Annotated in this window: 25 protein-coding genes; 6 read left to right on the forward strand and 19 right to left on the reverse strand. The window is 72.5% G+C overall.

Annotated features, from left to right (window positions below):
* Positions 1-104 precede the first annotated feature (104 nt).
* Together ACFVYL_RS03095 and ACFVYL_RS03100 are read right to left on the reverse strand one after the other, a co-directional pair.
* Entirely contained in the window at positions 105-332 is a 228-nt protein-coding gene (locus tag ACFVYL_RS03095) for a CarD family transcriptional regulator (protein WP_055564387.1), read from the reverse strand.
* 206 nt (positions 333-538) lie between these two features.
* Positions 539-2,125, reverse strand: a complete 1,587-nt coding sequence (locus ACFVYL_RS03100) for a TROVE domain-containing protein (protein WP_389712562.1) — start codon at positions 2,123-2,125, stop codon at positions 539-541.
* A gap of 635 nt (positions 2,126-2,760) precedes the next feature.
* Here ACFVYL_RS03100 and ACFVYL_RS03105 point away from each other — a divergent pair.
* Positions 2,761-3,978, forward strand: coding sequence for a protein kinase (locus tag ACFVYL_RS03105; RefSeq protein ID WP_389712563.1), 1,218 nt, complete (start codon positions 2,761-2,763; stop codon positions 3,976-3,978).
* A gap of 39 nt (positions 3,979-4,017) precedes the next feature.
* Here the strand turns inward: ACFVYL_RS03105 and ACFVYL_RS03110 are convergent, their stop codons facing one another.
* Positions 4,018-5,532, reverse strand: coding sequence for an alkaline phosphatase PhoX (locus ACFVYL_RS03110; protein WP_389712564.1), 1,515 nt, complete (start codon positions 5,530-5,532; stop codon positions 4,018-4,020).
* Positions 5,533-5,791: 259 nt separating this feature from the next.
* Between ACFVYL_RS03110 and ACFVYL_RS03115 the strand changes: the two genes are divergently transcribed.
* From ACFVYL_RS03115 to ACFVYL_RS03125, 3 genes are all read left to right on the forward strand, one after another.
* The gene (locus ACFVYL_RS03115) at positions 5,792-6,031 is read left to right on the forward strand and encodes a hypothetical protein (protein WP_361727140.1); all 240 of its coding nucleotides are present in this window, start codon (positions 5,792-5,794) and stop codon (positions 6,029-6,031) included.
* Positions 6,032-6,097: 66 nt separating this feature from the next.
* Entirely contained in the window at positions 6,098-7,264 is a 1,167-nt protein-coding gene (locus tag ACFVYL_RS03120; protein WP_389712565.1) for a hypothetical protein, read from the forward strand.
* 26 nt (positions 7,265-7,290) lie between these two features.
* Positions 7,291-7,746, forward strand: coding sequence for a hypothetical protein (locus tag ACFVYL_RS03125; RefSeq protein WP_389712566.1), 456 nt, complete (start codon positions 7,291-7,293; stop codon positions 7,744-7,746).
* Between the two features lie 130 nt (positions 7,747-7,876).
* Here ACFVYL_RS03125 and ACFVYL_RS03130 read toward each other — a convergent pair whose 3' ends face one another.
* A complete protein-coding gene (locus ACFVYL_RS03130; protein WP_389712567.1) occupies positions 7,877-9,334 on the reverse strand; it encodes a hypothetical protein in 1,458 nt (485 codons plus the stop codon).
* 232 nt (positions 9,335-9,566) lie between these two features.
* Here ACFVYL_RS03130 and ACFVYL_RS03135 point away from each other — a divergent pair, with 232 nt between their 5' ends.
* On the forward strand, positions 9,567-11,420 hold the full coding sequence (locus ACFVYL_RS03135) for an endonuclease/exonuclease/phosphatase family protein (protein WP_389712568.1): 1,854 nt from the start codon (positions 9,567-9,569) through the stop codon (positions 11,418-11,420).
* Positions 11,421-11,442: 22 nt separating this feature from the next.
* Here ACFVYL_RS03135 and ACFVYL_RS03140 read toward each other — a convergent pair whose 3' ends face one another.
* The 8 genes from ACFVYL_RS03140 to ACFVYL_RS03175 form a co-directional block, all read right to left on the reverse strand.
* On the reverse strand, positions 11,443-12,204 hold the full coding sequence (locus ACFVYL_RS03140) for an SRPBCC domain-containing protein (RefSeq protein ID WP_389712989.1): 762 nt from the start codon (positions 12,202-12,204) through the stop codon (positions 11,443-11,445).
* A 220-nt stretch (positions 12,205-12,424) separates the two neighbouring features.
* Entirely contained in the window at positions 12,425-13,108 is a 684-nt protein-coding gene (locus tag ACFVYL_RS03145; RefSeq protein ID WP_389712569.1) for an antibiotic biosynthesis monooxygenase, read from the reverse strand.
* Between the two features lie 128 nt (positions 13,109-13,236).
* Positions 13,237-14,028, reverse strand: coding sequence for an SDR family NAD(P)-dependent oxidoreductase (locus ACFVYL_RS03150; protein WP_389712570.1), 792 nt, complete (start codon positions 14,026-14,028; stop codon positions 13,237-13,239).
* A gap of 106 nt (positions 14,029-14,134) precedes the next feature.
* A complete protein-coding gene (locus ACFVYL_RS03155; RefSeq protein ID WP_389712571.1) occupies positions 14,135-14,401 on the reverse strand; it encodes a DUF4235 domain-containing protein in 267 nt (88 codons plus the stop codon).
* A complete protein-coding gene (locus tag ACFVYL_RS03160; protein ID WP_389712572.1) occupies positions 14,398-15,000 on the reverse strand; it encodes a DUF3618 domain-containing protein in 603 nt (200 codons plus the stop codon). The genes ACFVYL_RS03155 and ACFVYL_RS03160 overlap by 4 nt, the downstream gene beginning before the upstream one ends.
* Positions 14,997-15,419 carry a phage holin family protein gene (locus tag ACFVYL_RS03165; protein WP_389712573.1) on the reverse strand — a complete coding sequence of 141 codons (423 nt, stop codon included), beginning with the start codon at positions 15,417-15,419 and terminating at the stop codon, positions 14,997-14,999. The genes ACFVYL_RS03160 and ACFVYL_RS03165 overlap by 4 nt, the downstream gene beginning before the upstream one ends.
* A 50-nt stretch (positions 15,420-15,469) precedes the next feature.
* Positions 15,470-16,135: a hypothetical protein gene (locus ACFVYL_RS03170; protein ID WP_389712574.1), complete on the reverse strand. Its 666-nt coding sequence runs from the start codon at positions 16,133-16,135 to the stop codon at positions 15,470-15,472.
* Positions 16,132-16,341, reverse strand: a complete 210-nt coding sequence (locus ACFVYL_RS03175; RefSeq protein ID WP_389712575.1) for a hypothetical protein — start codon at positions 16,339-16,341, stop codon at positions 16,132-16,134. The genes ACFVYL_RS03170 and ACFVYL_RS03175 overlap by 4 nt, the downstream gene beginning before the upstream one ends.
* 148 nt (positions 16,342-16,489) lie before the next feature.
* Here ACFVYL_RS03175 and dapA point away from each other — a divergent pair, with 148 nt between their 5' ends.
* Complete coding sequence (gene dapA, locus ACFVYL_RS03180) at positions 16,490-17,392, forward strand: 4-hydroxy-tetrahydrodipicolinate synthase (RefSeq protein ID WP_389712576.1); 903 nt, start codon at positions 16,490-16,492, stop codon at positions 17,390-17,392.
* Here the strand turns inward: dapA and ACFVYL_RS03185 are convergent, their stop codons facing one another.
* From ACFVYL_RS03185 to ACFVYL_RS03215, 7 genes are all read right to left on the reverse strand, one after another.
* Entirely contained in the window at positions 17,393-18,628 is a 1,236-nt protein-coding gene (locus ACFVYL_RS03185) for a WD40 repeat domain-containing protein (RefSeq protein WP_389712577.1), read from the reverse strand.
* Positions 18,625-19,185 carry a SigE family RNA polymerase sigma factor gene (locus tag ACFVYL_RS03190; protein ID WP_389712578.1) on the reverse strand — a complete coding sequence of 187 codons (561 nt, stop codon included), beginning with the start codon at positions 19,183-19,185 and terminating at the stop codon, positions 18,625-18,627. The genes ACFVYL_RS03185 and ACFVYL_RS03190 overlap by 4 nt, the downstream gene beginning before the upstream one ends.
* 176 nt (positions 19,186-19,361) lie before the next feature.
* Positions 19,362-19,970 (reverse strand): hypothetical protein, encoded by a 609-nt coding sequence (locus tag ACFVYL_RS03195; protein ID WP_389712579.1) that lies wholly within the window; start codon positions 19,968-19,970, stop codon positions 19,362-19,364.
* A 48-nt stretch (positions 19,971-20,018) separates the two neighbouring features.
* Positions 20,019-21,008 (reverse strand): 2,3,4,5-tetrahydropyridine-2,6-dicarboxylate N-succinyltransferase, encoded by a 990-nt coding sequence (dapD, locus tag ACFVYL_RS03200; protein ID WP_389712580.1) that lies wholly within the window; start codon positions 21,006-21,008, stop codon positions 20,019-20,021.
* A gap of 477 nt (positions 21,009-21,485) precedes the next feature.
* The gene (locus ACFVYL_RS03205) at positions 21,486-21,986 is read right to left on the reverse strand and encodes a hypothetical protein (protein ID WP_389712990.1); all 501 of its coding nucleotides are present in this window, start codon (positions 21,984-21,986) and stop codon (positions 21,486-21,488) included.
* A gap of 129 nt (positions 21,987-22,115) precedes the next feature.
* Positions 22,116-22,688: a TetR/AcrR family transcriptional regulator gene (locus ACFVYL_RS03210; RefSeq protein WP_389712581.1), complete on the reverse strand. Its 573-nt coding sequence runs from the start codon at positions 22,686-22,688 to the stop codon at positions 22,116-22,118.
* Positions 22,688-23,008, reverse strand: coding sequence for a DMT family transporter (locus ACFVYL_RS03215; RefSeq protein WP_389712582.1), 321 nt, complete (start codon positions 23,006-23,008; stop codon positions 22,688-22,690). The genes ACFVYL_RS03210 and ACFVYL_RS03215 overlap by 1 nt, the downstream gene beginning before the upstream one ends.

The raw sequence follows: 23,008 nt of genomic DNA on the forward strand, positions 1-23,008 counted from the left end.
GCCGGCGCTGTGTGTTTGCCGCGGCGGCCTGTTCGTTTCGTGGGGGGGGCCGCCCCCGCGCGCCCCCCCCCCCGCCCCTCACTCGTATCAAATCGTTATAAGGATCAGAGCTTGGCCAGCTTCGGATAGGGGCTCAGGAACCGTCCCTGGCGGCCCGCGAAGTCGATGACGACCGCGTCCTCTCCCTCGACGCCCACGATCCTTCCGAGGCCGTACTGGTCATGGGAGACCCTGTCACCCACCTCGAAGTGCTCCACGGGTGGCGCGGGCGGGGCGGGCACGTTGAAGGGACTGTTCGGCAGGTGGCGGCGCGAGCCGGGGGGCCTCGTCATATTCGCAGTATGGGGCTTCGGGCGGGCGCGGCACCATGCTCCGTACTCACACTGCCCTCACATCGGTATGGAACAGACACACAAGCCACGGTGTGCGGCACCCGCACCGGCGGGTGGAGACGACCCGAACGGGGGATGCGGGTCACGCACCGCCCCCCTTCGGACACCGGCTGTGACCGAAGGGGTGCGGGCGCCGGTCCCGTGGCTCAGGCCGCGCCGGCCCAGGGCCAGTCGGCGTGCTGTCCCGCCTCCAGGAGCCGCACCATGCGGAACGCCGCGTCCGAGAGGCCGCCGAAGACGTGCCGGTTGCCCTTGCCGGACGCGCCGTGGCCCGCGCGGTATCCCGCCAGGTTCCAGGTGTAGACGGGCACGTCCGCCGGGATCTGCTCGGTCGGGTCGCCGTGGTGGTGGTACGCCGCCTGCTCGTCGGTGACGATCAGCACCCGGTCGTGCTTCTTGTAGAAGCGGCGCACCGCCTCGGTGGTGTTCGTGCCGCCGAGGTCGCCGAAGCGGCCGAGGACCTTCAGGACGGACTCCCCCGCGCGGTACTTCACCCGTGCGCTGCTGGAGCCGAACTCGACCAGGTCCGCGTCGGCGGCCCGCATCGCGAGGGCCGTGCCGAAGACCGCGGCCGCGTCGGCGCGGTTGAGCTGCGAGCGGTCCGACAGCGGCGACCACATCGAGCCGGAGCGGTCGACCAGGATCAGCGTCCGGCCCGGCAGCGACGGCACGTTCGCGAGCGAGTGGCCGAGCGCCTGCTCCAGCGGGTACGACCAGCGCAGCGACGGCGCGTGCCGGTACGCGGCGAGATAGCGGAACGGGAACTGCCGCGACCTCGCGACGGCCTCGGGGTCGGCGAGCCTGGCCGCGACGGTCGCCGCGACCTCGTCACTGACGCCCGCCCCGTCGAAGTTCCGCAGGTTGCGGACGAGCGCCATGGCGCCCATCGAAGGGATGACGGCCTCCCAGGCGGCCCGGTCCATCGGCCCCTGCAGCCAGCCCGCCAGCGCCTCCCAGGTGAGGCCCGCGGCGGCGAGCCGCTCGGCGCCGCCCTCGCCGGTGACCACCGCGCGCCGCTCCGCGACGGGCAGCGCCATCAGCTCGCGGTGCGCGGCGAGCACGCGCGCGCTCCGGGGCGGCACGGCGGTCTCCGGGTGGTGGCGGCGGTCCAGCGCGTACCGGAACAGGTCGCCCTGCCACGGCTTGGCCGGGTCGGGCGACGCGTGCACCAGGTTGAGGACGTCGCCGAAGCGGTAGCCCTTCGACGCCGTGTCGTACTTCAGCAGCGCCTTCTCGTCGTAGAGGCGGCGCACGGCGTCGGCGACGCCGCGCTTCACGGCCTTGGGGACGGCGCGGCCGTACGTCGCCGTCCAGTAGGCGAGGAGCTCGCCGGGCTCGTCGGGCCTGCGCAGCACGGACGCGACGACCTGGCGGCCCGTGGGGCCGTCCGTGACGTGCGCGTCGAGGCGTGCCCTGACGTACTCGGCGGCGCCGACGAGCGAGGCCGTACGCAGGTGGCCGTCGCCGCGCAGCCAGCGGAGCAGGCCCGCGGTCCACTGCGGGTCCTCGACGGCGAGGCGGCGCACGAGCGTGGCGAACCGGTCGTCGCGGCGGTCGCCCGGCTCGTAGAAGGTCTGCTGGGAGACGAAGTTCGCGACCGCGAGCAGGAAGAGCTCGGAGCGGGCGTCGCGCTCGTGTCCGCGGCCGCCCTCGTACGTGTGCGGGGCGTGGCCGGTCGACTTCACCGGCGAGGTGACGAAAGCCTTGACGGACTTGGTGTTGAAACGCGCCATGAGAATTCCCCCGAATTCATGTCGTGCGGCGGTGTCGCGAATCTTTACGCGCATACGTACGGGGGAGACGGGCGGCAGGAGTGTGCCCGAGATCGAAAGCGGCGACGGACTTGTGTCGGATGCTCTACCCAATTGAGCTACACCGGCCCTGGGCCGATGACGGGACTCGAACCCGCAACCGTCTGATCCATGAAGTAACCGTTGCCTGCGCACCGGGCACACACCGGCTGCTGCCTCCCGAGATCAGGATGGCCGCGGTCTGTTTCATGAAAGGAAGGATCCGCTGCCGGCGCACCGGGAGGTGCGAGGAAATGCATGAAATTGTGGTGTCCAGAGTTCATTTCGGCGGAACCGACGATGGCGCTCTGCCACTGAGCTACACCGGCATGTGAGTACCGGCGGCGGGAATCGAACCCGCGGCCTCCCCATGAGGAGTGGAAGTAGGTCCTGCCTTCGCACCTGGACGAGTCTCACTTTAGGAGAGTGAACTGACGGGGCGCCAAGGGTTTTCCCGCACCCTGATTTCCCGGCGGCCGCAACCGTACGATGCCTCCCGGGCGTCGCACAGTACGTACAGGTCTTCCTGTCGCCCTGTCGTCCCGAGGGTCTCCTCGGGGTCTCTGGAAGGAGCATCCGTGGAGGTCGGCGGGTATCGGATCGTCGCATCGCTCAGCGAGGGCGGAAGGGGCCGCGTCCAGCTGGCGCGGTCCGCGTCCGGGCGGCCGGTGGCCGTCAAGACGGTGCACGGGCGGTTGGCCGCGGATGCAGAGTTCCGTGCGCGCTTTCGCCGCGAGGCGGCCGCCGTGCGCACCGTCACGGGCCGGTACGCCACCGCCGTGCTCGACGCCGACCCGGATGCCGCCCAGCCGTGGTACGCCGTCGAGTTCTGCGCGGGCCCCGGTCTGCCGAAGGCGGTGGCCGCGCACGGCCCGCTCGACGGCGCCGAACTCGCCGCGCTGGGCGCCGCGCTCGCCGAGGCGCTCGCGGCCCTGCACGCGGCGCGCCTGGTGCACCGGGACGTGAAGCCGTCCCATGTCGTCATCACGCGCGACGGGCCCAGGATCATCGGCTTCGGCCTCGCGAGGAGCGCGGCCGACGAGGGCCCCACCGCCGACGGCCGGGCCGTCGGCTCGCCCGGCTTCGTCTCCCCCGAGCGGCTGACGCCGGGCGTCCGGCCGGGTCCCGCGGCCGACGTCTTCGCGCTCGGCGCTGTCCTCGCCGTGGCGGCGACCGGGCGCGGCCCCTTCGGGTCGGGCGGCGCCCCCGAGGTCCTGCACTGCACGCTGCACGACGAACCGGACCTGGTGGGCGTGCCCGACGCCGCCTGGCAGGACTTCCTCGGCCGCTGCCTGGCCCGCGACCCCGCGGACCGGCCGACGGCCGCGCAGGTGCTCGCCTGGTGCGCCGGGCGGGCGGCCGGGGAGCCGTGGTGGCAGCAGGAGCCGGTCGCCGGGCAGATCCGGCGCCAGGAGGACAAGGTCGCGGAGCTGCTGCGGCAGGCGGCGCCGGAGGACGGACAGGAGGGCGGGCAGGACGACGGGGCGGGAGGCGCGCCGGGCGACCCGGCGGACGGCGTCACGGGGTGGGGCCCCTACGGCGGCCCGCCCCCGGCCGACCCCGGCCCGCCGCCGCCTCCCGGACCACCGCCGCCTCCCGGCCACGGCCGCGGCCCCGGAACCCCCGTGGACACCCACCCCGCCGACCCGCCGGACGACACCCCGCCGCCCCCGCACCGCACCTCCCGGCGCCGTCTCTTCGGCTGGGGCAGTGCGGCGCTCGCGGCCGTGGGCGCCACCGCGGCGGCCGTCCTCCTCGGCGACGAGGGCGGGCCCGGCGCCGGGGGCGACGGCTGACGGGCCGTACTCAAGGGCAGGCTCTCAGAGCCCAGGCTCTCAGCGCCGCTGGCGCCGCCACGGTCCGGTGATCGCGAGCATGATGCCGGGCGTCTGGATGTTGGCGTAGAGCGTCCTGCCGTCGGGCGAGAACGTGACACCCGTGAACTCGCTGTACTCGGGCTTCTCCGGCGTCCCCGCGTTGAGTTCGTTGCGCGCGATCGGATACGTACGGCCGCTCTCGGTCGCGCCGAAGAGGTGCTGGACGCCCTCGCCGTCCTCGGCGATGACCAGCCCGCCGTAGGGGGAGACGGTGATGTTGTCGGGGCCGTCGAAGGCGCCGTCCTTGCCCGGGTCGGGGTTCACGCCGAGCAGCACCTTGAGGGTCAGGGTGCGGCGGCCCGGGTGGTAGAACCACACCTGTCCGTCGTGCCGGACGGGGCTCTCGCCGCGGGCGAACGAGGAGACGATGTAGACGCCGCCGTCGCCCCACCACATGCCTTCGAGCTTGCGGGCGCGCGTGATGTCGCCGTCGTCGAACTGCTGGCGCACGGGCACGGTCCGCGCGTCGCGGTCGGGGACCTCGACCCAGTCCACGCCGTACACCGTGCCAATCTTCGTGGCGCGGGACAGGTCGTCGACGAAGCGGCCGCCGGAGTCGAAGCACTTGGGGGCCTGCAGGACGCCCGCGTCGTCGGCGAGGGCGCGCAGCCTGCCGCGGCCGTGCTCGAAGCCGTGCGGCGGGGTCCAGCGGTAGAGGAGGCCGTTGGGGCCCGAGGCGTCCTCGGTGAGGTAGAGGTGGCCGCGCTTGGGATCGACGACGACGGCCTCGTGGGCGTAGCGGCCGAGCGCCTTGATGGGCTTGGGGGCGCGGTTGGCGAGGGAGGTCTCCCCTGCCCGGACGGAGTCGCGAGCCTGGGGGTGGTCGAAGGGGTCGACCTCGAAGACGTAGCCGTGGTCCTTGGTCATGCCGTTCCGGCCGGCTCTGTCCTCGGTCTCCTCGCAGGTGAGCCAGGTGCCCCAAGGGGTGCTGCCGCCCGCGCAGTTGGTGGCGGTGCCCGCGACGCCGACCCACTCGGCGACGTGCCCGTCCGGGCGGACCTCGACGACGGTGCAGCCGCCGGACGCGGCCGGGTCGTAGACCAGGCCCTCGGTGAGCGGCACGGGGTGCTGCCACTTGCTGCGGGGGCCGCCCAGCTCGTGGTTGTTGACGAGGAGGGTGGCGCCGCGGGGGCCGCGGAAGGCGGCGGTGCCGTCGTGGTTCGAGGGGGTGAACTCGCCGCTCTCCAGTCTCGTCTTCCCGCTGTGCGTGAGGACGCGGTACGAGAATCCGGCGGGCAGCGCGAGCAGGCCCTCCGGGTCGGGGATCAGCGGACCGTAGCCGGGGCCGTGGTGACCGCGGCCCGGGGCGTCGTCCGCCGTCTCCCGGACGTCCTGGGCCTCCTGGACCTCCTGGAAGTCCGTCGCGGCCAGCGCGCCGGGCGCGGTGGCCAGCGCGCCGACGCTGCCGGCCAGCGCTATGCCCGCGCCGGTGGCTGCGGTGCGTCCGGCGAAATCCCTGCGGGTGAGCGTCACGGTTACTCCTGAGGGCGCGTGGGCGGGTGCGTACGGCCGGGCTGCTTCCGGCGCCACCGTCGCGCTCGCGCGTGAACGGGGGTTGAACCCCGCCCGACGACGGAAGGTCGCGTTCCATGAACCTGCCGGACCTGTCCCCCCGCGCCTGCTCCTTCGCCAGGAAAGCGAAGAATCACCGCAGAACACCTTGACCCGCGATGCCCACGGCAATAGACAGCACGTACGTGCACACGCACCACCGCGCGGGGAGGCGAGCCGAGTGGACGCACATCAGGCACGCAGCCTCCATGAGGGCCGGCTGATGCGGCTGGCCAATGTCACCGGAGTCGGCACCGGCAGGGATGAGCACTCGGGCCAGGACGTGATCGTCGTCTTTGTCACGCACCGAGTGCCCCGGGACCGCCTCCGGGACGAAGACGTGGTTCCGGACACGCTCGACGGCGTCCCCGTACGCGTACTCGCCATCGGCGAAGTCGACGCGCAGGACGGCGGGTCGTAGCGAGAGCGACGCCCGTGCGCGCACCGGAGCTCCCACCCTTCGAAGGGGAAGAGGTGGTCTGGCGTGGTGAGCCAGCCCGAACTGATGCGAGGACCCACCGGCGGTCAGCTGAGCGACAGCTCCCGTCAGCAGGCGATGTCCGACTTCCTGCGGCCCCAGCAGCCGCTGGCCAACGTCGTCGGCTTCGGCCACGGCGTGAAGTGGAGCGACGGGGAGCCCACCGGCGAACCCGCCGTCATCGTGTTCGTCACCCAGAAGGTCCCGGAGTCCATGCTCCCGGAGCGGGACGTGGTCCCGCGCCAGATGGACGACGGCACCCCGACCGACATCGTCGCGGTGGGCCACATCGCGGCGCAGCGCAGCAGGCAGAGCAGGCCCGGCGGCCGGCGGGCCGAGGACCGCGCGCCGGGGGCGTACGACCCGGACGTCAGCATCAGCGAGCAGCTCTCGGGGCTCGGGCAGCCACAGCTCGAAGAGCTCGCCGGACACGGCGCGTTCGAGCCGCAGCTCCTCAAGCGCCGGATGCGGCCGTGCCCCTCCGGGTTCTCGGTCGGCAACGTCCGGGTGACCGCGGGCACGCTCGGCAGCGTGGTCTACGACTTCCTGCCCGGTGCCTCGGTCGACCCGCCGGGCTCCGGTCTCGGCGTCCCGGCGAAGTTCTACATCCTCTCCAACAACCACGTGCTCGCCGACTCCAACCGGGCGCAGCTGGGCAGCGCGATCGTGCAGCCGGGCGTCTTCGACGGCGGGCAGGACCCGGCGGACCGCATCGCGACCCTGGAGCGCTTCATCACCATCCAGTTCGCGCCGCAGATCCCGCTGGAGCGGCACAACAACGTGGTGGACGCGGCGCTCGGCGCGGTCGACTTCCAGGACGCGACGCGGGAGCAGTACTTCAGCGGCGCCCCGCGCGCCTGGCGGCGCAAGGCCAACGTGGCCGTCGGCGACCAGGTGAAGAAGTCCGGCAGGACGACGAACATCAGCTTCGGCCGGATCATCGCGGTCGACGCGACCATCGACGTGAACTACGGCACCGCGGGCACGGCCCGGTTCAAGGACCAGATCGTCACGACGAACATCTCGGCGGGCGGCGACTCCGGTTCGCTGGTCACCTCGCAGGACGACGTCGCGGTGGGTCTGCTCTTCGCCGGTTCCTCGGTCGCGACGATCGTCAACCACATCGAGAACGTCCGCGCGCTGCTGCGCGTGGAGATCGCCGAGCTGCTGGCCTGACGGTCAGGACGGAAGGAGGGTTACCCATGACCACTCAGGCACGCAAGCAGAAGGGCGGCCAGTCGCGGACGTCGGAGCACCGCTTCCACAATCCGCAGGGCGCCGAGGTCAAGACGCGTGACGAGGCGTTCGCCGCGCCGATGGCCGAGGTGTCGGCCGAGGCGCTGTCGACGGACTGCAAGCTGACGCTCCACAACGGCGCCGTCACCTTCGCCATCACGGTGAAGTACAACCCCAACACCTATCCGCACGTGGTGACCGGCGGCCAGATCACGTCCGGCATCTGCGGCGCGCCGTGGAACATCACGGGCGGCACGGTCGGCGAGACGATCCGGCTCGACGCCAAGCGTGCCGGGCAGGGCTCGTGCGCGAACACGATCACGATCGTGGGCGAGTTCCAGAATCCGCCGGCCTACCGGGGGACGTACGGGTTCGACGGCGCGTCGTCGTCGTTCAAGCACACGACGCGGTACGAGTGCTGACGCCTTTGGCGGGGTGAGCGGACCCCGGGTGGGCCTGAACTGTCGGGCCCACCCGGGGTGCTGCCTGTCGCCCTTCGGGCTCGTCCTCAAACGCCGGACGGGCTTCAAGGTGCCCGCGACGGGCTGACGATCACAGGCCCTGCTGCGACCTCGCCTTGAACGCCGCCTTGCGGGCCTCCTTCGCCACCTTCTTGTCCGGGTGCAGGCGGCCCATCGCCTCCAGGACGTCCGCCGTGGCGGGGTGCTCGACCCGCCAGGCCGTGGCGAAGAAGCCGCTGTGCTGCTGTGCGAGGCCCTCGACCAGGCCCTGCAGCTCGTCCGAGTTGCCCTCGGCGGCGAGCTGCGCGGCGAGCGTGTCGATGGTCAGCCAGAAGATGAGGCCCTCGGAGGGCGCGGGCACGTCCGCGGCATCGTGCTCGGCGAGCCAGACCCGGGCGAGACCGCCGAGCTCCGGGTCGTCGAGGACCTCGCGCAGCGCGGGCTCCGCCTCGTTCCCGATCAGGGAGAGCGCCTGCTGGCAGCGGAGCCTGCGCAGCGGCGCGCCCTCGTCGCCGCCGCGCGCCGCGGACAGCAACTCACCGGCTGCGCCCAGCGGTTCGTGCCGGGAGAGCCACTGCTCGATCTCCGCCTGCGCGGCGTGCTGCGGGAAGCCGGAGGTGCCGGCGAGCAGCGCGTCGGCGCCCTTGTCCGCGAGGTCGCCGACGGCGGGCGCGTCGACGCCGGCCTCCAGCATGCGGGCGCGCACGCCGTACAGGCCGAGGGGGGTGAGGCGGACCATGCCGTAGCGGCTGACGTCCTCCTCGTCGAGCGGGGCGGGCTCTTCGGCGCTCTGGTCGTCGATGTCGGCCATGAGTGCCTCGTCGACCGGCTGGTACTCGACGAGCCCGAGCGGTTCGAAGAGCCGGAACTGGTCGTCGAGCTTCATCATCGCGTCCGACACCTGTTCCAGGACGTCGTCCGTGGGCTCGCCCATGTCGTCGGGGACGATCATCGAGGCGGCGAGTGCGGGCAGCGGCACCGGGCCCCCGCCGCCCGCGGCGTCGCCCACGGTGAGCAGGTAGAGGTTGCCGAGGACGCCGTCCAGGAAGTCCGCCTCGGCCTGCGGGTCCCAGCCGAGCTCGCCGAAGTCGACCTCGCCGTTCTCCTCAAGGACGTCCAGGAGGTTCTCCATGTCGGGCACGGTGGCGTCCGCGTACACGGTGTCGAGGGCGCCGAGCCAGACGCCGAGAACGTCCTGCGGGCTGCCCGCGGAGAGCACCGCGAGGTCCTCGCCCTGGGTGACGGTGCCGTCCGCGCCTTCCTCCTCCGCGTCCGTGACCTCGACGAGGCCGGTGTCCACCGCGACCCGCCAGGCCTCGCTCGCGTACGCGGCGGCGTCCGGGTCGTCCGACGAGAGCCCCAGCTCGGCCGCGGCCGCCGGGAGCTGTGCGTCGACGAGCTCGCCGCCCGCGCCGACCCGGGTCCCCGGCCCCGCCCAGCGGGCGAGCCGCACGGCGCGGGACAGCAGCGGAGTGGCGAGCGCGGCCCGCGCGAGTTCCGCTTCGGAGTGCAGCAGCACCGGCGGCAGGGTGGCGGGACTTACGGACATCGTCTGGTTCTCCTCCGAAGGGGCGGGGCGCCGAGTGTTCGGGTCGGCAGAGCGCAAGCCTAGACAATTTGGCAGCATGCCGCCCGGTTCATGTCCCTGTCAGAAGACGTACAGGTAATGCGCCCCCGGAGAACCTTGACAACTCCCCTGGTCACGCAAGAGATTGACGCGCGTAGAGCACCCGTCAGGGCGCCTGCTGTCCTCTCCGCCTTCCCTCACCCGGAGTTTCCCGATGCCGCACATACCGTCGCCCCGCGCCCCGAGATCCGCCGCCGTCGGCGCCGTGGTCGCCACCGCCCTCGCGGCGGGCCTGCTCGTAACCGGCTCCCCGGCCGCCTCCGCCGACGGGGTCCGCGTCCACGACATCCAGGGCACCACCCGCGTCTCACCCCTCGCGGGGCAGCAGGTCACGGATGTCGCCGGCATCGTGACCGGCGTCCGCGGCTACGGCTCCAAGGGCTTCTGGATCCAGTCGGCCGACGGCGACGCCGACGGGAACCCGGCCACCAGCGAGGCGGTCTTCGTCTTCACCGGCTCGGCGGCGCTCACGGTCAAGCCGGGGGACGCGGTCCGGGTCTCCGGGACGGTCGGGGAGTACGTCCCCGGGGGCGCCGGCTCCGGCAACCAGTCCCTCACCCAGATCACCAAGCCGACGGTGACCGTGGAGTCGTCCGGCAACCCGCTGCCCGCGCCGGTCACCCTCGACGCGAAGTCCGTGCCCGCCGCGTACGCGCCCGTCGGCGACCCCGCGCAGGGCGGCAGCATCAACGCGCTGCCGCTGAAGCCCCGTTCGTACGCCCTCGACCTGTACGAGTCCCTGGAGGGCATGAACGTACGGGTCGGCAGCTCGCGCGTGGTCGGCGCGACCGACGCGCACAACGAGCTGTGGGTGACGGTGAAGAAGCACGAGCACCCCAGCCGGCGCGGCGGCACCGTCTACGGCTCGTACGACGCGCAGAACGGCGGACGGCTGCAGATCCAGCAGCTCGCCCCCGTCTCCGAGCGGCCCTTCCCCAAGGCGGACGTCGGCGACGTGCTGCGGGGCGGCGCCGAAGGGCCCCTGGACTTCAACCAGTTCGGCGGCTACACCCTCGCGGCCCGGGACCTCGGCGAGGTCGCGGGCAAGGGCCTCACCCGCGAGAAGACGCGGCGCCAGGCCAGGGGCGAGCTCGCCGTGGCCACGTACAACGTCGAGAACCTCGACCCGACCGACCCGCAGAAGAAGTTCGACGCGCTCGCCGCGGCCGTCGTCTCGAACCTCTCCTCGCCCGACATCGTCGCCCTTGAGGAGATCCAGGACGACAACGGCGCGAAGAACGACGGCACGGTCTCCGCGGAGGCGACCCTGAAGAAGTTCACCGACGCGGTCGTCGCGGCGGGCGGGCCGCGCTACGCGTGGCGCTCCGTCGACCCGGTGAACAACAAGGACGGCGGCGAGCCGGGCGGCAACATTCGGCAGGTCTTCCTCTACAACCCCGAGCGGGTCTCCTTCACCGAGCGCGCGCCCGGCGACGCCACGACCCCCACCGAGGTCGTGCGCGAGGGGAAGCGGGCCGCGCTGAGCCACTCCCCGGGGCGCGTGGACCCCGCGAACGCGGCGTGGGAGGACAGCCGCAAGCCGCTGGCCGGCGAGTTCGTCTTCCGCGGCCGCACGGTCTTCGTGATCGCCAACCACTTCGGGTCCAAGGGCGGCGACGAGGGGCTGACCTCGCACCACCAGCCGCCGAAGCGTTCCTCCGAGGCCAAGCGGCTCCTGCAGGCGCAGGCCGTGAACGGCTTCGTGAAGGACCTCCGCAAGGTCCAGCGCAACGCCGACGTCGTCGTGCTCGGCGACATCAACGACTTCGAGTTCTCGGCGACCACCAAGGCCCTTGAGGACGGCGGCGCCCTGCGCTCGGCCGTCAGGTCGCTGCCCAGGAGCGAGCGCTACTCGTACGTCTACCAGGGCAACGCGCAGGTCCTCGACCAGATCCTGACCAGCCCGGGGGTGGGGGACGACTTCGGCTACGACAGCGTGCACATCAACGCGGAGTTCGCCGAGCAGAACAGCGATCACGACCCGCAAGTGCTGCGCTTCCGGCCGTAGTCCCGGGGGCTGTCGGACCGCCTCAGCCGTAGAGGTGGTCCAGCCAGTCCTGCCAGGCCAGTTCGGCGCCCTTGGCGTCCGCGTGCGCGCCGAAGTCGTGGACGCTGATGCCGACCGGGGCGCCGAAGTGGTTGCGGCCGAAGAACCGGTGGAGCGTCTCGTCCGTGCGCAGGCCGATGAAGTACCGGCTGCGGAAGTCGATCACCGCGTCCAGTTCCCCGCCGGGTGCCTGGGCGCGGACGCGGGCGCCCTCCGTGGCGTCGTCGGGCAGGCCGAGGGCGCGGGCGAGCCTGCCGAAGGCGTCCGGGGCGAGGGAGGCGAGCGGGCCGTTGACGGCGGAGAAGGCGACGGTCCGGCCCGCGAAGTACGCCATGTACTGGCCCAGGGTGTGCAGGTGGAAGTCGGCGTGCCGGACGGCGCTCTCGTACCGCGTGTCCGCGCCGGCGGTGAAGATGCCGCTGCGGGCGTAGCGCAGCAAGGAGCGGCGCCCGCCGTCGCGGGGCTCGATGGTGTGGTCGAGCTGGCTGAGGGTCTGGCCCGGTACGCCGTCGGGGTCCTCGACGCGGGCGGTGAGGCGGTGGGGCGGGTCCCAGCGGGTGACGGTGCCGCCGAAGGGGGCGGCGCCGCCCTCGCGGGGTTCGTACTCCATGGGCCACAGCCAGCCGGCGGTGCCGGTGGTCAGGGCGGCCCAGAGCTGGGCCGGGGTCCCCTCGACCTCGAACTCCCTGACGATCTCGAAGGCCTCACCGGCGCCGTCGGCCGCGCCGGTCCCCTCGGCGGCCATGGACCGGGCGGCACCGGCCTTCCCCCGGCCGGGCCTGCGCCGGGGAGTCCTGCCGGGCCTGCCCCGGCCCGCCCTGTCGTCTCCGCTCATACCGGCCCCCCGGGGGCGGTACCGGGGTACGGGTGCGGAGCAGCGGTGACGTCCAGCATGCCTCCACCGTCCCGCCGACCCCATGCGCTGTCCAGGCGAGCGGGGCGGGAGGCGGGAGGGTGCCGGGAAACTACGCCTTGCTCGGTACGAAGCCGTACGCGAACCGGTACCGGGCGACCGCTCCGTCGCGGGCTTCGTCCCGCGCCCCCTCCTGCGCCGCGTGGGCCTCCTCGCTCTCCCACTCGGCGTAATTGAGGACGCGCCCGCCGTCCGTGCTGAGGTGGAAGTGGGCCGCGTAAAGGCCGCGCCCGTCGGCCGGCCCTGCGTCCAGGGCCTCGATCGCCGCGTCCGCCCAGGCCCGCGGCCGGCCGTCGCCGGGACCCTCGAAGTCGGCCTGCGCGACCACGATCGCGCCGGGCTCGCGCCCCTCGCGCCCGCCGCCGTCGGTCCAACTGCGGTACAGCCGGGTCTTGTTCAGGCCGAGCCGCTCGATGCCCGGCACGGCCGCGTCGATGTCGGTGTTCCTGGCGTCCCTGCCGTTCCCGGAGCTCGCGAAGAAGTCCTGGTAGGCCGCATCGTCCCGCCACTGCGAGCGGTGCATGACGGTCGAGCCGTCGACGCCTGCGTACACCGTGTAGGAGAGCAGCCCCTCGTGGGGCCAGGGGCGGGACTCCCAGGCCTTCGCGATGGCGTCCAGGGTGGCCTGCTGCCGCTCGGGCGTGCCGGTGCTCCAGGTGCTGAGGAAGGTGAGGCCGCCGTCCTGGCGGGCCGGGTCGGGGAGGGTCCGGGTGCGGTGGGTGGAGATCGCGGGCATGGCGGTCCGTCCGTCTCGGTGGTGTCGGTGCCGGGCCGGGCCGTGGCCCGGCCCGGCGGGCCACGGACAACTCTGTGACCTCAACCAAGGTTGAGGTCAAGCCCGTCCGCGGCCCCACCGCCACCGGGTCACAGCAGGTGGCCGCCGCCGTCCACGAGCAGCACTTCCCCGGTGATGTACGAGGAGTCGACCAGGTCGGCCACCGCTCCCGCGATGTCCTCGGGGCGCCCCACCCGGCCCAGCGGGACACGGTCCGCGACCGCCGCCATGGAGGCCTCGACGCCCTCGACGCCGTCGAACCAGGGGGTGTCGATCATGCCGGGGGCCACCGCGTTGACCCGTACGGCCGGGCCGAGCGTCTTGGCGAGCAGCTTCGTCATGTGGTTCACGGCGGCCTTGCTGACCGCGTACGGGATCGAGCTGCCGTTGGGCCGCACGCCCGCCTGCGAGGAGATGGTGACGATGCTGCCCGCGCCGCTCGCCCGCAGGTGCGGGACGGCCGCCGTGATGGTCTGCCACACGCCGATGACGTTGACGTCGTACAGCTCGCGCCACACCTCGGGGCGGGCGGCAGCGAGGTCGTCGTGGTCGATGAACCGGGTGGTACCGGCGCAGTTGACCAGGATGTCCAGGCGGCCGTACGTGTCGACGGCGCTCCGCACGAGACGTGCGGCGTCCGCTTCGTCGGCGACGTTCGCCTGTACGTAGACGGCGTCCGGCAGTTCGTCCGCGAGCTTCTGGCCCGCCTCCACCGACCGGGCGGAGTTGACCACCACACGGATGCCGGCGGCGGCGAAGCGGCGGGCGACGGCCGCGCCGATCCCGGAGGAGGAGCCGGTCACCAGCGCGACCCGCCGCTCGGCACCCTCGCTGCTGCTGTTGTTACTGCTGCTGTTGCTGCTGTCGTTGTTGCCGTTCATCGAGCCTCAAGCCTCTGTGTCCGTCCGGCCTGTCGGCGCCCGCGTCGATCATGCCAGACGGTCGCGGACGAACGGTCGATCGCGGACGAACGGCCGGTCGCGGACGTCAGCCCGGCCAGCGGCCGGTCAGGCGCCGCACGCCGACCGCGCCGCCGCGGTCCACGGCGGCCTTGACCACGGCGAAGATCGCGCCCTGCAGCGCCGCGGCGGCGAGGATCTCGCCCCAGGCACGGTCCTCGTCGTGCGCGTCCGGGGCGTCGTCCTCGCCCGCCACCGCCTTCCAGGTGCGCTGGAACAGCGCGCTCGCGGCCAGGCCGCCCACCATGCCGAAGGCCATGCCGAGCGGCTTGTAGAGCAGCCGGACCCCGCTCATCGGCGGCCCGCCCGCCTGCGACGGCGCAGCGCCGCGTAGGCGATCAGGACGCCCGCTCCCGCCGCGAGGAAGGCCCTCGGGTGGCGCCCGCCGGTCCGTACGACGCCGCTCGCGGCGGCCCGCACGGGCTCGGGCGTGCCGCCCTGCACCCGGCGCGCGGCCTCGGCCACCTTCTCCTCGGCCTGCACCACGGCGCGGTGCTGTTCCGCGCGTGCCTTGCCGTCGAGCACGGCTCCCTTGGCCCGCTCGGCGCCCTGTGCCGCCTTGTCCTTGACCAGGGCCGCGCCTTCGGCCGCCTTGCCCTTGGCGCGCGCCGCGCCCTCGGCCGTCACGCTCTTCGCGTGCTCCGCCTCGTCCGCCGCCTTGCCCTTCGCGCGCGCCGCCTGTTCCGTCACCTTGTCCTTCACCTGTGCCGCCGTCCCTTGTACCTGGTCCTTGACCACTGCCGCCCGGTGCCGGGCGCGGGCCTTCACGTCCGCTTTCACCGCCAGTTCCTCGACGGTCTCGCCGAGGCGCCCGCGGGTGTCCTCGATCTGCCGGCGCAGTTCGTCCGGCCCCTTCACGCCCGTGTTCTCGGAGTCCTTCGGCGTATTCGTCATCGGTGCGCCCTTCCCTTGATCTCTTCGACGTCCGCCTTGACGCTGTTCATCGCCTCCTGCGGCACGGGCGGTACCGCGCGGGCCAGTTGGCCGCGGCCCACCACCGCGAGTACCGCCGCCACGACGAAGAGCACGCCGGTGACGATCAGCGCGGCGGCCCATACGGGCATCGCCAGGGAGAGGGCCGCGGCCGCCGTGGCCGACAGCGCCATGAGGCCGACGTACGAGACCGCGCCAGCCGCTCCGAGGAGTCCTCCGCCGCGCCCCGCCCGTTTGCCCTTCTCGGTCATCTCCTGGGCGGCGAGCCGCATTTCCTGTCGTACGAGTTCCGAAATCTGCGCGGTGGCCTGCTCGACGAGCTCTCCCACCGAGTGCTGCGCACGGTCGTGCGTGGGCTGCTCACCCATGGTCCCGGTCACAGTTTCGCCTCCCTCCTTCTGGGAGGCCCGGGTACCCGGGCAGGGCCGCGCTATCCCCGCTGATCCCCGGTGAACCGCGCCAATTCCGCTTGGAACCAGTCCAGTCGTGCCTGCAGGAGCGCCGCCTCGGCCACCAGCTCGGGCACGCCGAGTCCGGCCGGGGCGCTCCCGGTCGGGGGCGGCGCGGCCGCGTCCACCCGCAGCCCCTCCCCCGCGAGCCGGGCGAACTCCGCGACGGACAGCGCCTGTCGCCCGCCCCGGCACCGCCCGCACGCCGCCTCGACCACCCGCCAGCCGGGCACGCCACGGCCGGCGTCGGCGAGCAGCGGGGCCGTGGCGCCGCACGGGCAGGGCGGCAGGGTCGCGCCGCGCACCCGCTGCCTCGCGTACCGGAAGCCGCGTTCGAAGCGGATGTACGCGCCGAGCACCGTCACTTCGAGGACGGCCGCCCCGCGGTGCTCGGCGGTGCACAGCAGAGCCTCGGCGGTGGCGCGGTCATGGACGCAGTGGAAGCCGCAGTCGCAGCGGCGGTGCGGGGCGCGGTGCCGTCTGCCGTAGCCGCAGCTCGCCTCGTCGAGCACGCCGTACGGCAGGGCCGCGCCGAGGGAGACGCCGGTGAAGCCGGCCCGGGTGCCGTCGTGGGACAGCACCGGGCGGGCGATCTTGTATCCGGTGGGCGGCTCCGTCGGGCGTTCCTCCGGGAGCCGCAGCCTCATCGGGCTGCCGTGGCCTCGACCGGCCCTTCCCGCACGGCCTGCTCGCGCTGTTCCGTATCGGGTGCGGGCACGGCCTTTTCGGACTCCGCGAGCCGCTCCTCGTACTGTTCCTCGCACTGCACCTCGTACCGCTCCTCGTGCCGCGCCTCGTGCCGCGAGGGCCGCTCTTCGGCGATGCCGGTGGAGAGTGCCTTGCCGAGCTTCATGACGCCTCCTGGGGCCGACTGTTCCGCCATAGTGGCCCACACGGGGGCGAGTTGGCACTAGTGCCTGCCCCATCGCGTAGCTCTTCTGTCCATTACCTCGTAGAAGAATTAAGTGGAGCTTCAGCGACGGTGTCCCGAGACTGCACTCATGACCTCCCGAGCCGCAGCACCCCTCGGTCGCGCCCTCTGCGCGATGATCACTCCCTTCACCGCCGAGGGCCTTCTCGACCTCGACGGCGCCCAGCGCCTCGCCGACCACCTGGTGTCCGGGGGCTGCGACGGACTCGTCCTGTCCGGCACGACCGGTGAGTCGCCGACCACCTCCGACGACGAGAAGGCGGCGCTCGTCCGGGCCGTGGCCGACGCGGTCGGCGACCGCGCGTCCGTCGTCGCGGGCGTCGCCAGCAACGACACCCGGCACGCCGTCGAGCTGGCGCGGGAGGCCGAGAAGGCGGGCGCCGACGGCCTGTTGGTCCTCACGCCGTACTACAGCCTGCCGCCGCAGGACGCCGTCGAGGCGCACTTCCGCACGGTCACCGACGCCTGCGGGCTCCCGGTCCTGCTCTACGACATCCCGGGCCGCACCGGCACGCGCATCGCGACACAGACGGTGCTGCGGCTCGCGGACCACCCGCGGATCGTCGGCGTGAAGGACTGCGCGTACGACCTGCTCGGCAGTCAGAAGGCAATGAACGAGACGGAGTTGGCGTATTACGCGGGCTGCGACGAGTTCAATCTCGCGCTGTACGCGGTGGGCGGCGCCGGCTGCGTCAGCACGGTGGCCAACGCGCTGCCCGGCCTGCCGCGGGCGGTCTTCGACGCGTTCGACGCCGGTGACACGGAGCGCGCGCGGCGGCTGCAGCTGGCCGCCACCCCGCTGATCGAGGCGATGATGGCGTCGGGCCTGCCCGGCGCGGTCACGGCGAAGACCGTGCTCGGCGCGGCGGGCCTGCCCGCGGGCCCGGTCCGGGCACCGCTGCTGCCCGCCGGCCGCGCGACGACCGACGGGCTGCTGGCCGTGTACGAGGAGGCGCGGGCCGCGGTGCGGTGATCAGCGCCGGGCGAAGACCGGCGTCCAGCGTCCGACGCCGTCGGCCTTCGACGAGCGGTAGCCGCTGAGCGGGACGGTCTTCTTGCTCCCGACGGTGACGAGGACGAGTCGACTGCGGTACTCGCTCGTGCCGGGCGCGATGTCCCAGGCGATGAGCCGCTTGTCGTCGGCCCAGGCGAGGAGCTGCTGGCCGGGCAGCTTGGCGACCCGCTTGCCGGTGAGAGGGTCGAGGACCTCGGTGGCGGTGGTCCCGCCGCTGCCCGCGAAGTCACCGGCGGCGAGCTTCCCGTCCGGGGAGAGCCGGGCCTCGACGACCCAGGACAGGTGCCTCTCCCGCGCGGGCGCACTCTTCTTCCGCCCCGCGAAGTCGTAGTACTGCTCGCTCGGTTCGCGGATGCGGCCCGAGTGGACCAGCGAGCCGTCCTGGCTGAAGTCGAAGTCCTGCCGGGTGTTGATGTCCGACATCCCCCATCCGCCGGGCTTGGTCTTCACGGTCTTCACCTCGCTCCAACTGCCTTTGCCGGAGGCCACGTCGAGGACGTAGAAGCCGGTCCTGGTCGGATCGGCCGGCCCCGGCTCCTCGTGCTTGCCGTCGTTGATCGGCCGGTCCTTGTCTAGCCGGTCGGGGTCGTCCGCGTACGTCGTCGCGACGAGCTTCCTGCCGTCGGGCGAGAACTCGACGCCACCGACCCCGTGGTCCACCGGGATCCAGCGCTCGACCTCGCCGGTGATCAGGTTCAGCAGGCCGATCCGCCGGGTCGGCAGGCCGCGTTCCAGGACGGCGGCGGTCCGCATGCCGGGCGCGATGTCGAGCCAGGACCAGCGGGGGGCCGCGCGGTAGGTGCCGGTCCGCTGGTCGAGGAGCCGGTAGGTGCGGGTGATGACGGCGTCACCGTCGGGCTCCTCGACCCTCTTGCTCGTGCTGTACGCGGCGAGGGCCGTGTCACCGGCGGCGATCAACTCCCGAGGCGGCGTCTGGCCGGGATGCGCGACGACGTCGTCGCCCTGAAGCTCGCTTGCCGGGCGCGGCTCCTGACTCCCGGAGTCGTGTCCGAGGACCGGCACCGCCACCGCGACGACGGCGGCCGTCGCCGCGACGAGCGAGGTGCCCACGACCGCCCGGCTCCTGCGCCGCTTGCGCGCGGCGAGCACGCGGTCGGCGAAGTCCCCCGGCATGGGCGCCCCTTGGTCCGCCTGTTCGCGCAACGCGTCGCGCACCAGATCTGCCACGTTCACGGTCGTACCTCCAGAGGTGAGAAGTCGGCGGACGCGGGCCGCTCGGCGGTGTCATGGCGGTCGAGGTGCGCGAGCTCGGGCGCGAGGCCCCGCAGCCGGGCGAGGGAACGGTGCGTGGTGCTGCGCACGGTGCCGACGGAGCAGCCGAGGACGGCGGCCACCTCCGCCTCCGGCAGGTCCTCGAAGTAGCGCAGCACGAGCACGGTCCGCTGCCGGGCGGTGAGCTTGGCGAGGGCCCCGCGCATCACGATGCGCAGCTCCGCCGCGGACGTGCCGTCCCCCGACGCGGCACGTTCCGGCGGTTCGGCGACGGCCAGTTCGCGTCGCGGCCACTTCAGCCGCCACCTGCTGACCTGCTGCCGGTACAGGATCCGGCGGACGTACGCCTCCGGCTCGTCGATGCGCTGCCACCGCCCCGCCGCCTTGACGAGCGCGGTCTGCAGCAGGTCCTCGCCCGCGTGCCGGTCGCCCCCGCTGAGCAGTACGGCGGTCTTCAGCAGCGCCGACGATCTGGTCTCCACGAACTCCCGGAAACTTTCCTGCTCATGGGCATCCATCGTCACCTTCGCTCCCTGGTGGGCCTGTTGCCCTCCCGCATGGATGTGGACGGGTCCGGGTGCCTCCCGCTATGCCTGTGTGCGCGGAAAATCCGTGCGCGGAAAATCCGTGACACGCGAAAGGAGCGGCCGCCCCACGTGGGGCGGCCGCTCCTTTCGCGTGTCGAGCGGGCGTCTCAGGCTCCGGCAGGGAAGCCCGCCGCCCTGGTCCAGCGCAGCGTCTCGTCACCCCTGCTGAAGGTGACCTTCTTGCCTCCGGGGGCGACGGCGATCTTCTCCCAGCCGTCGAAGTTCTTCCTGAGGTGCCACGCCCACTTCGTCAGCGGTCCGACGGCGACCGCGGCGACCGACTCGGTCGGCGGCTCGCCGTCCGCGCAGTACGGACCGAAGTCACCGAAGGCCGCGACGGTGCCGTCCTTGGCCTTGAGGGTGATGCCCTGGCAGGCGTCGGTCTTGGTCCTGTACACGACGGCCGGCTTGGACCACCCCTTGGCTCGGGGGCTGTAGTCCTGCACGTAGAGGCCCTTGCCCCGCAGGTAGTACATGGCCACGCGACGCTTGTCGGCGAGCTCGACCGACGCGTTGAACGGGCTCGGGCTGCCGCTCCACGGGATGTCGCTCCTGCCCAGCCGATGGCTGTGGTCACCGGTCGTCGCCCGGCTCACCACCTGCGCCGCGCCGCGGACGTCGTCCCGGGGCTGCCCCACGCTCTGTCCGCACCCGGCGACCAGGCCGAGCACCGCGACGGCGCCGAGGGCCAGGGCCCGTGCACCCGTTCTGTTCATGTCGCTCCCCCTGTGGGACCCGCTGCGGACCCGTGGACCTCACGGGCCTCAGTTGTGGCTGTGCAGTACGTCGTTCAGGCCGCCCCACACCGCGTTGTTCGGGCGGGCCTCGACGGCGCCGGTGACCGAGTTGCGGCGGAAGAGGATGTTCGAGGCGCCGGAGAGCTCGCGGGCCTTGACGATCTGTCCGTCGGGCATGGTCACGCGGGTGCCCGCGGTGACGTACAGACCGGCCTCGACGACGCACTCGTCGCCCAGCGCGATGCCGACGCCCGCCTCGGCGCCGATCAGGCAGCGCTCGCCGATGACGATGCGGACGTTGCCGCCGCCGGAGAGCGTGCCCATCGTGGAGGCGCCGCCACCGATGTCCGAGCCGTCGCCGACGACGACACCGGCGGAGATGCGGCCCTCGACCATGGAGGTGCCGAGCGTGCCCGCGTTGAAGTTCACGAAGCCCTCGTGCATGACCGTGGTGCCCTCGGCGAGGTGCGCGCCGAGGCGCACCCGGTCGGCGTCGGCGATACGGACGCCCTTCGGCGTGACGTAGTCCGTCATGCGCGGGAACTTGTCGACGGAGGTCACCGCGAGGTGCAGGCCCTCGGCGCGGGCGTTGAGCCGCACCTTCTCGACGTCGTCCACGGCGACCGGGCCGAGCGAGGTCCAGGCGACGTTGGCGAGGAAGGCGAACTGGCCGTCAAGGTTCACGCCGTGCGGCTTGACCAGGCGGTGGCTGAGCAGGTGCAGGCGCAGGTAGACGTCGTGGGCGTCCAGCGGCTTGTCGTCGAGGGACGCGATGACCGTACGTACGGCGATGATCTCCACGCCACGGCGGGCGTCCGGACCGATGGCCTTCGCGGCGCCCTCGCCGAGCAGTTCCACGGCGCGCTCGGCGGTCAGCCGCTCGCTGCCGGCGGGGCCGGGCTCGGCGGTGAGCTCGGGCGCGGGGAACCAGGTGTCGAGGACGGTGCCGTCGGCGGTGACGGTGGCGAGGCCTGCGGCGACGGCGCCGGTGGTGCGGGAAGCGTTCGTGTCGGTCATGGGTGAAACCTAACCGGAGGTGCCGCGCGCGGGCGAACCGGTCTCAGCGTCCGGGCCGCCCGCGGCGGCCGTCCGGGCCACCTGCGGCGGAGAGCCCGCGTCGGCGGCCGCGAACCGGGTTTACGCAAAGCCCCGGCGTCCCGCACCGGCACACGCTCAGCCGGTGCGGGACGCCGGGGGAGGCGGACGCCCCTCACCGCGAAAAGATCCAGATGCCCCTCACCGCGAAGGGATCCAGACGCCCTTCAGCGCGAATGTTCGTGTTCGCGCGGCGAATGTCCGCGTGCCCGCATATGGAGGCGGCCGAAGCAGAGCATTCCCACTGCTCCACCCGCCGCACCGACGGCGCACAGTACAGTCGCCCATTGCGCCATTTCCTGCGTCATCCACAGCAAACTCACTGCGAGCAATGCGAGGGAAAGCAGAAAACGCTCCCCATATCCCGGACCGCGGCGCCCCATCAGCGCGTACGCCCCGTCAGTCCCTGCTCGCGGTGCACGAGTACTTGACGCCCTTCATTTTGATGGTCCGCCATCCCGCCATCACCCCTACCGTCGTATTGACCGGGGCGACATCGGTTCCGCCACCGCCGCCACCGCCTTGCTTCCGGCAGTAATAGCCGAGTGCATCAAGCTTCTTGATGTCACTCATGGCCTGGTACTTCTTGTACGACTTGATCATGGCCGCGCGCTTCTGCGCAGGCGTCGCCTGCTTCGCCTTCGTGTACGCGTAGCACCCGACGCTGGCGCCGATCCCTACCCACGATGCCCCCTTGGCCAGCGCCTTGGCAAGGCCCGCCGCCCCACTGCCGATCCCCAGGACGGCACAGATCTCATCCGCGCCCAGAGCCTGGCGGTCCGTCGCCGACGGCGCGGCCACCGCATTCCCCTCGTCGTGCGCCGCAGCCGCGAACGCCGTATTACCCGCCACCCCGGTCAAGGCGCAGGCAATCACGACGGAAATCCCCTTGTTGCGCATGCTCACGGATCGATCCCCCAACTTCCCGCAATTGCTTGGTCAATGCAGTCGGGACGCTACCAGCGGGTACTCGCCATATGCAATGCCCTTGTTTGCACAGCGGGGTTCAGCGGGGTTCAGCGGGATTTCTTAACGAGGTCCATTCGGCGGGGCGTCCGACACCAGCAGCCGGCCGAGCACTTCCCGCGCATACTCCTCGTCGTACTCGCCGCCCGTGAGCAGCACTTGCAGGCTGATCCCGTCCATCAGGGCGACGAGGGCGCGCGCGGTGACCGGGTCGGTGCGCAGTTCGAGGACGTCGGTGAGACCCGCGCACCATTCGGCGGCCACGGGCCGCAGCGCGGGCCTGCGCAGGGCGGCGAGATAGAGCTCGTACTCCAGCTCGACCCCGGACCGCTCCCCCGCGAACCACTCGCCCAGGACCCGGGCGAGCCCGCGGGCCAGGTCCGCGGGACCGGCCGCCGCGTCCTCGAACACATCGCTGGCGGCCATCACCTTCGCGAAGCCCTCGTTGCTCTGCCGCAGGGCGGCCGTCAGGAGCTCGTCGAGCGTCTTGAAGTGGTACGTCGTCGAGCCGAGCGGCACGTCCGCCTCGGCGGCGACCGAGCGGTGACTGAGCCCGCCGATCCCCTTCGCCCCGACGACGCGGATCGCGGCGTCGATGATCCGCTGGCGGCGCTCGGGGTCGTAACGGCGGGCCATCAGTGGGCCCCTCCCAGGTTGAGCACGACGACACCCGCGATGACGAGCGCGATGCCCGCGACCTTGACCAGGTTGGCCGACTCCCCCAGGAAGATCATGCCGATGGCGGCCACGGCCGCGGTGCCGATGCCGGCCCAGATCGCGTAGGCGGTGCCTACGGAGAGGGTCTTCAGGGTCTGCGCGAGCAGCGTGAACGCGAGCAGATAGCCCACGACGGTGATGAGCGAGGGCCACAGCTTGCTGAACCCCTCGCTGTACTTCATGGCCGTGGTCCCGGCCACCTCCGCCGCGATCGCCGCGGCCAGCAGTGTGTACCCCAT

The organism is Streptomyces sp. NPDC058308 (genome assembly GCF_042880275.1).
Taxonomy (GTDB): domain Bacteria; phylum Actinomycetota; class Actinomycetes; order Streptomycetales; family Streptomycetaceae; genus Streptomyces.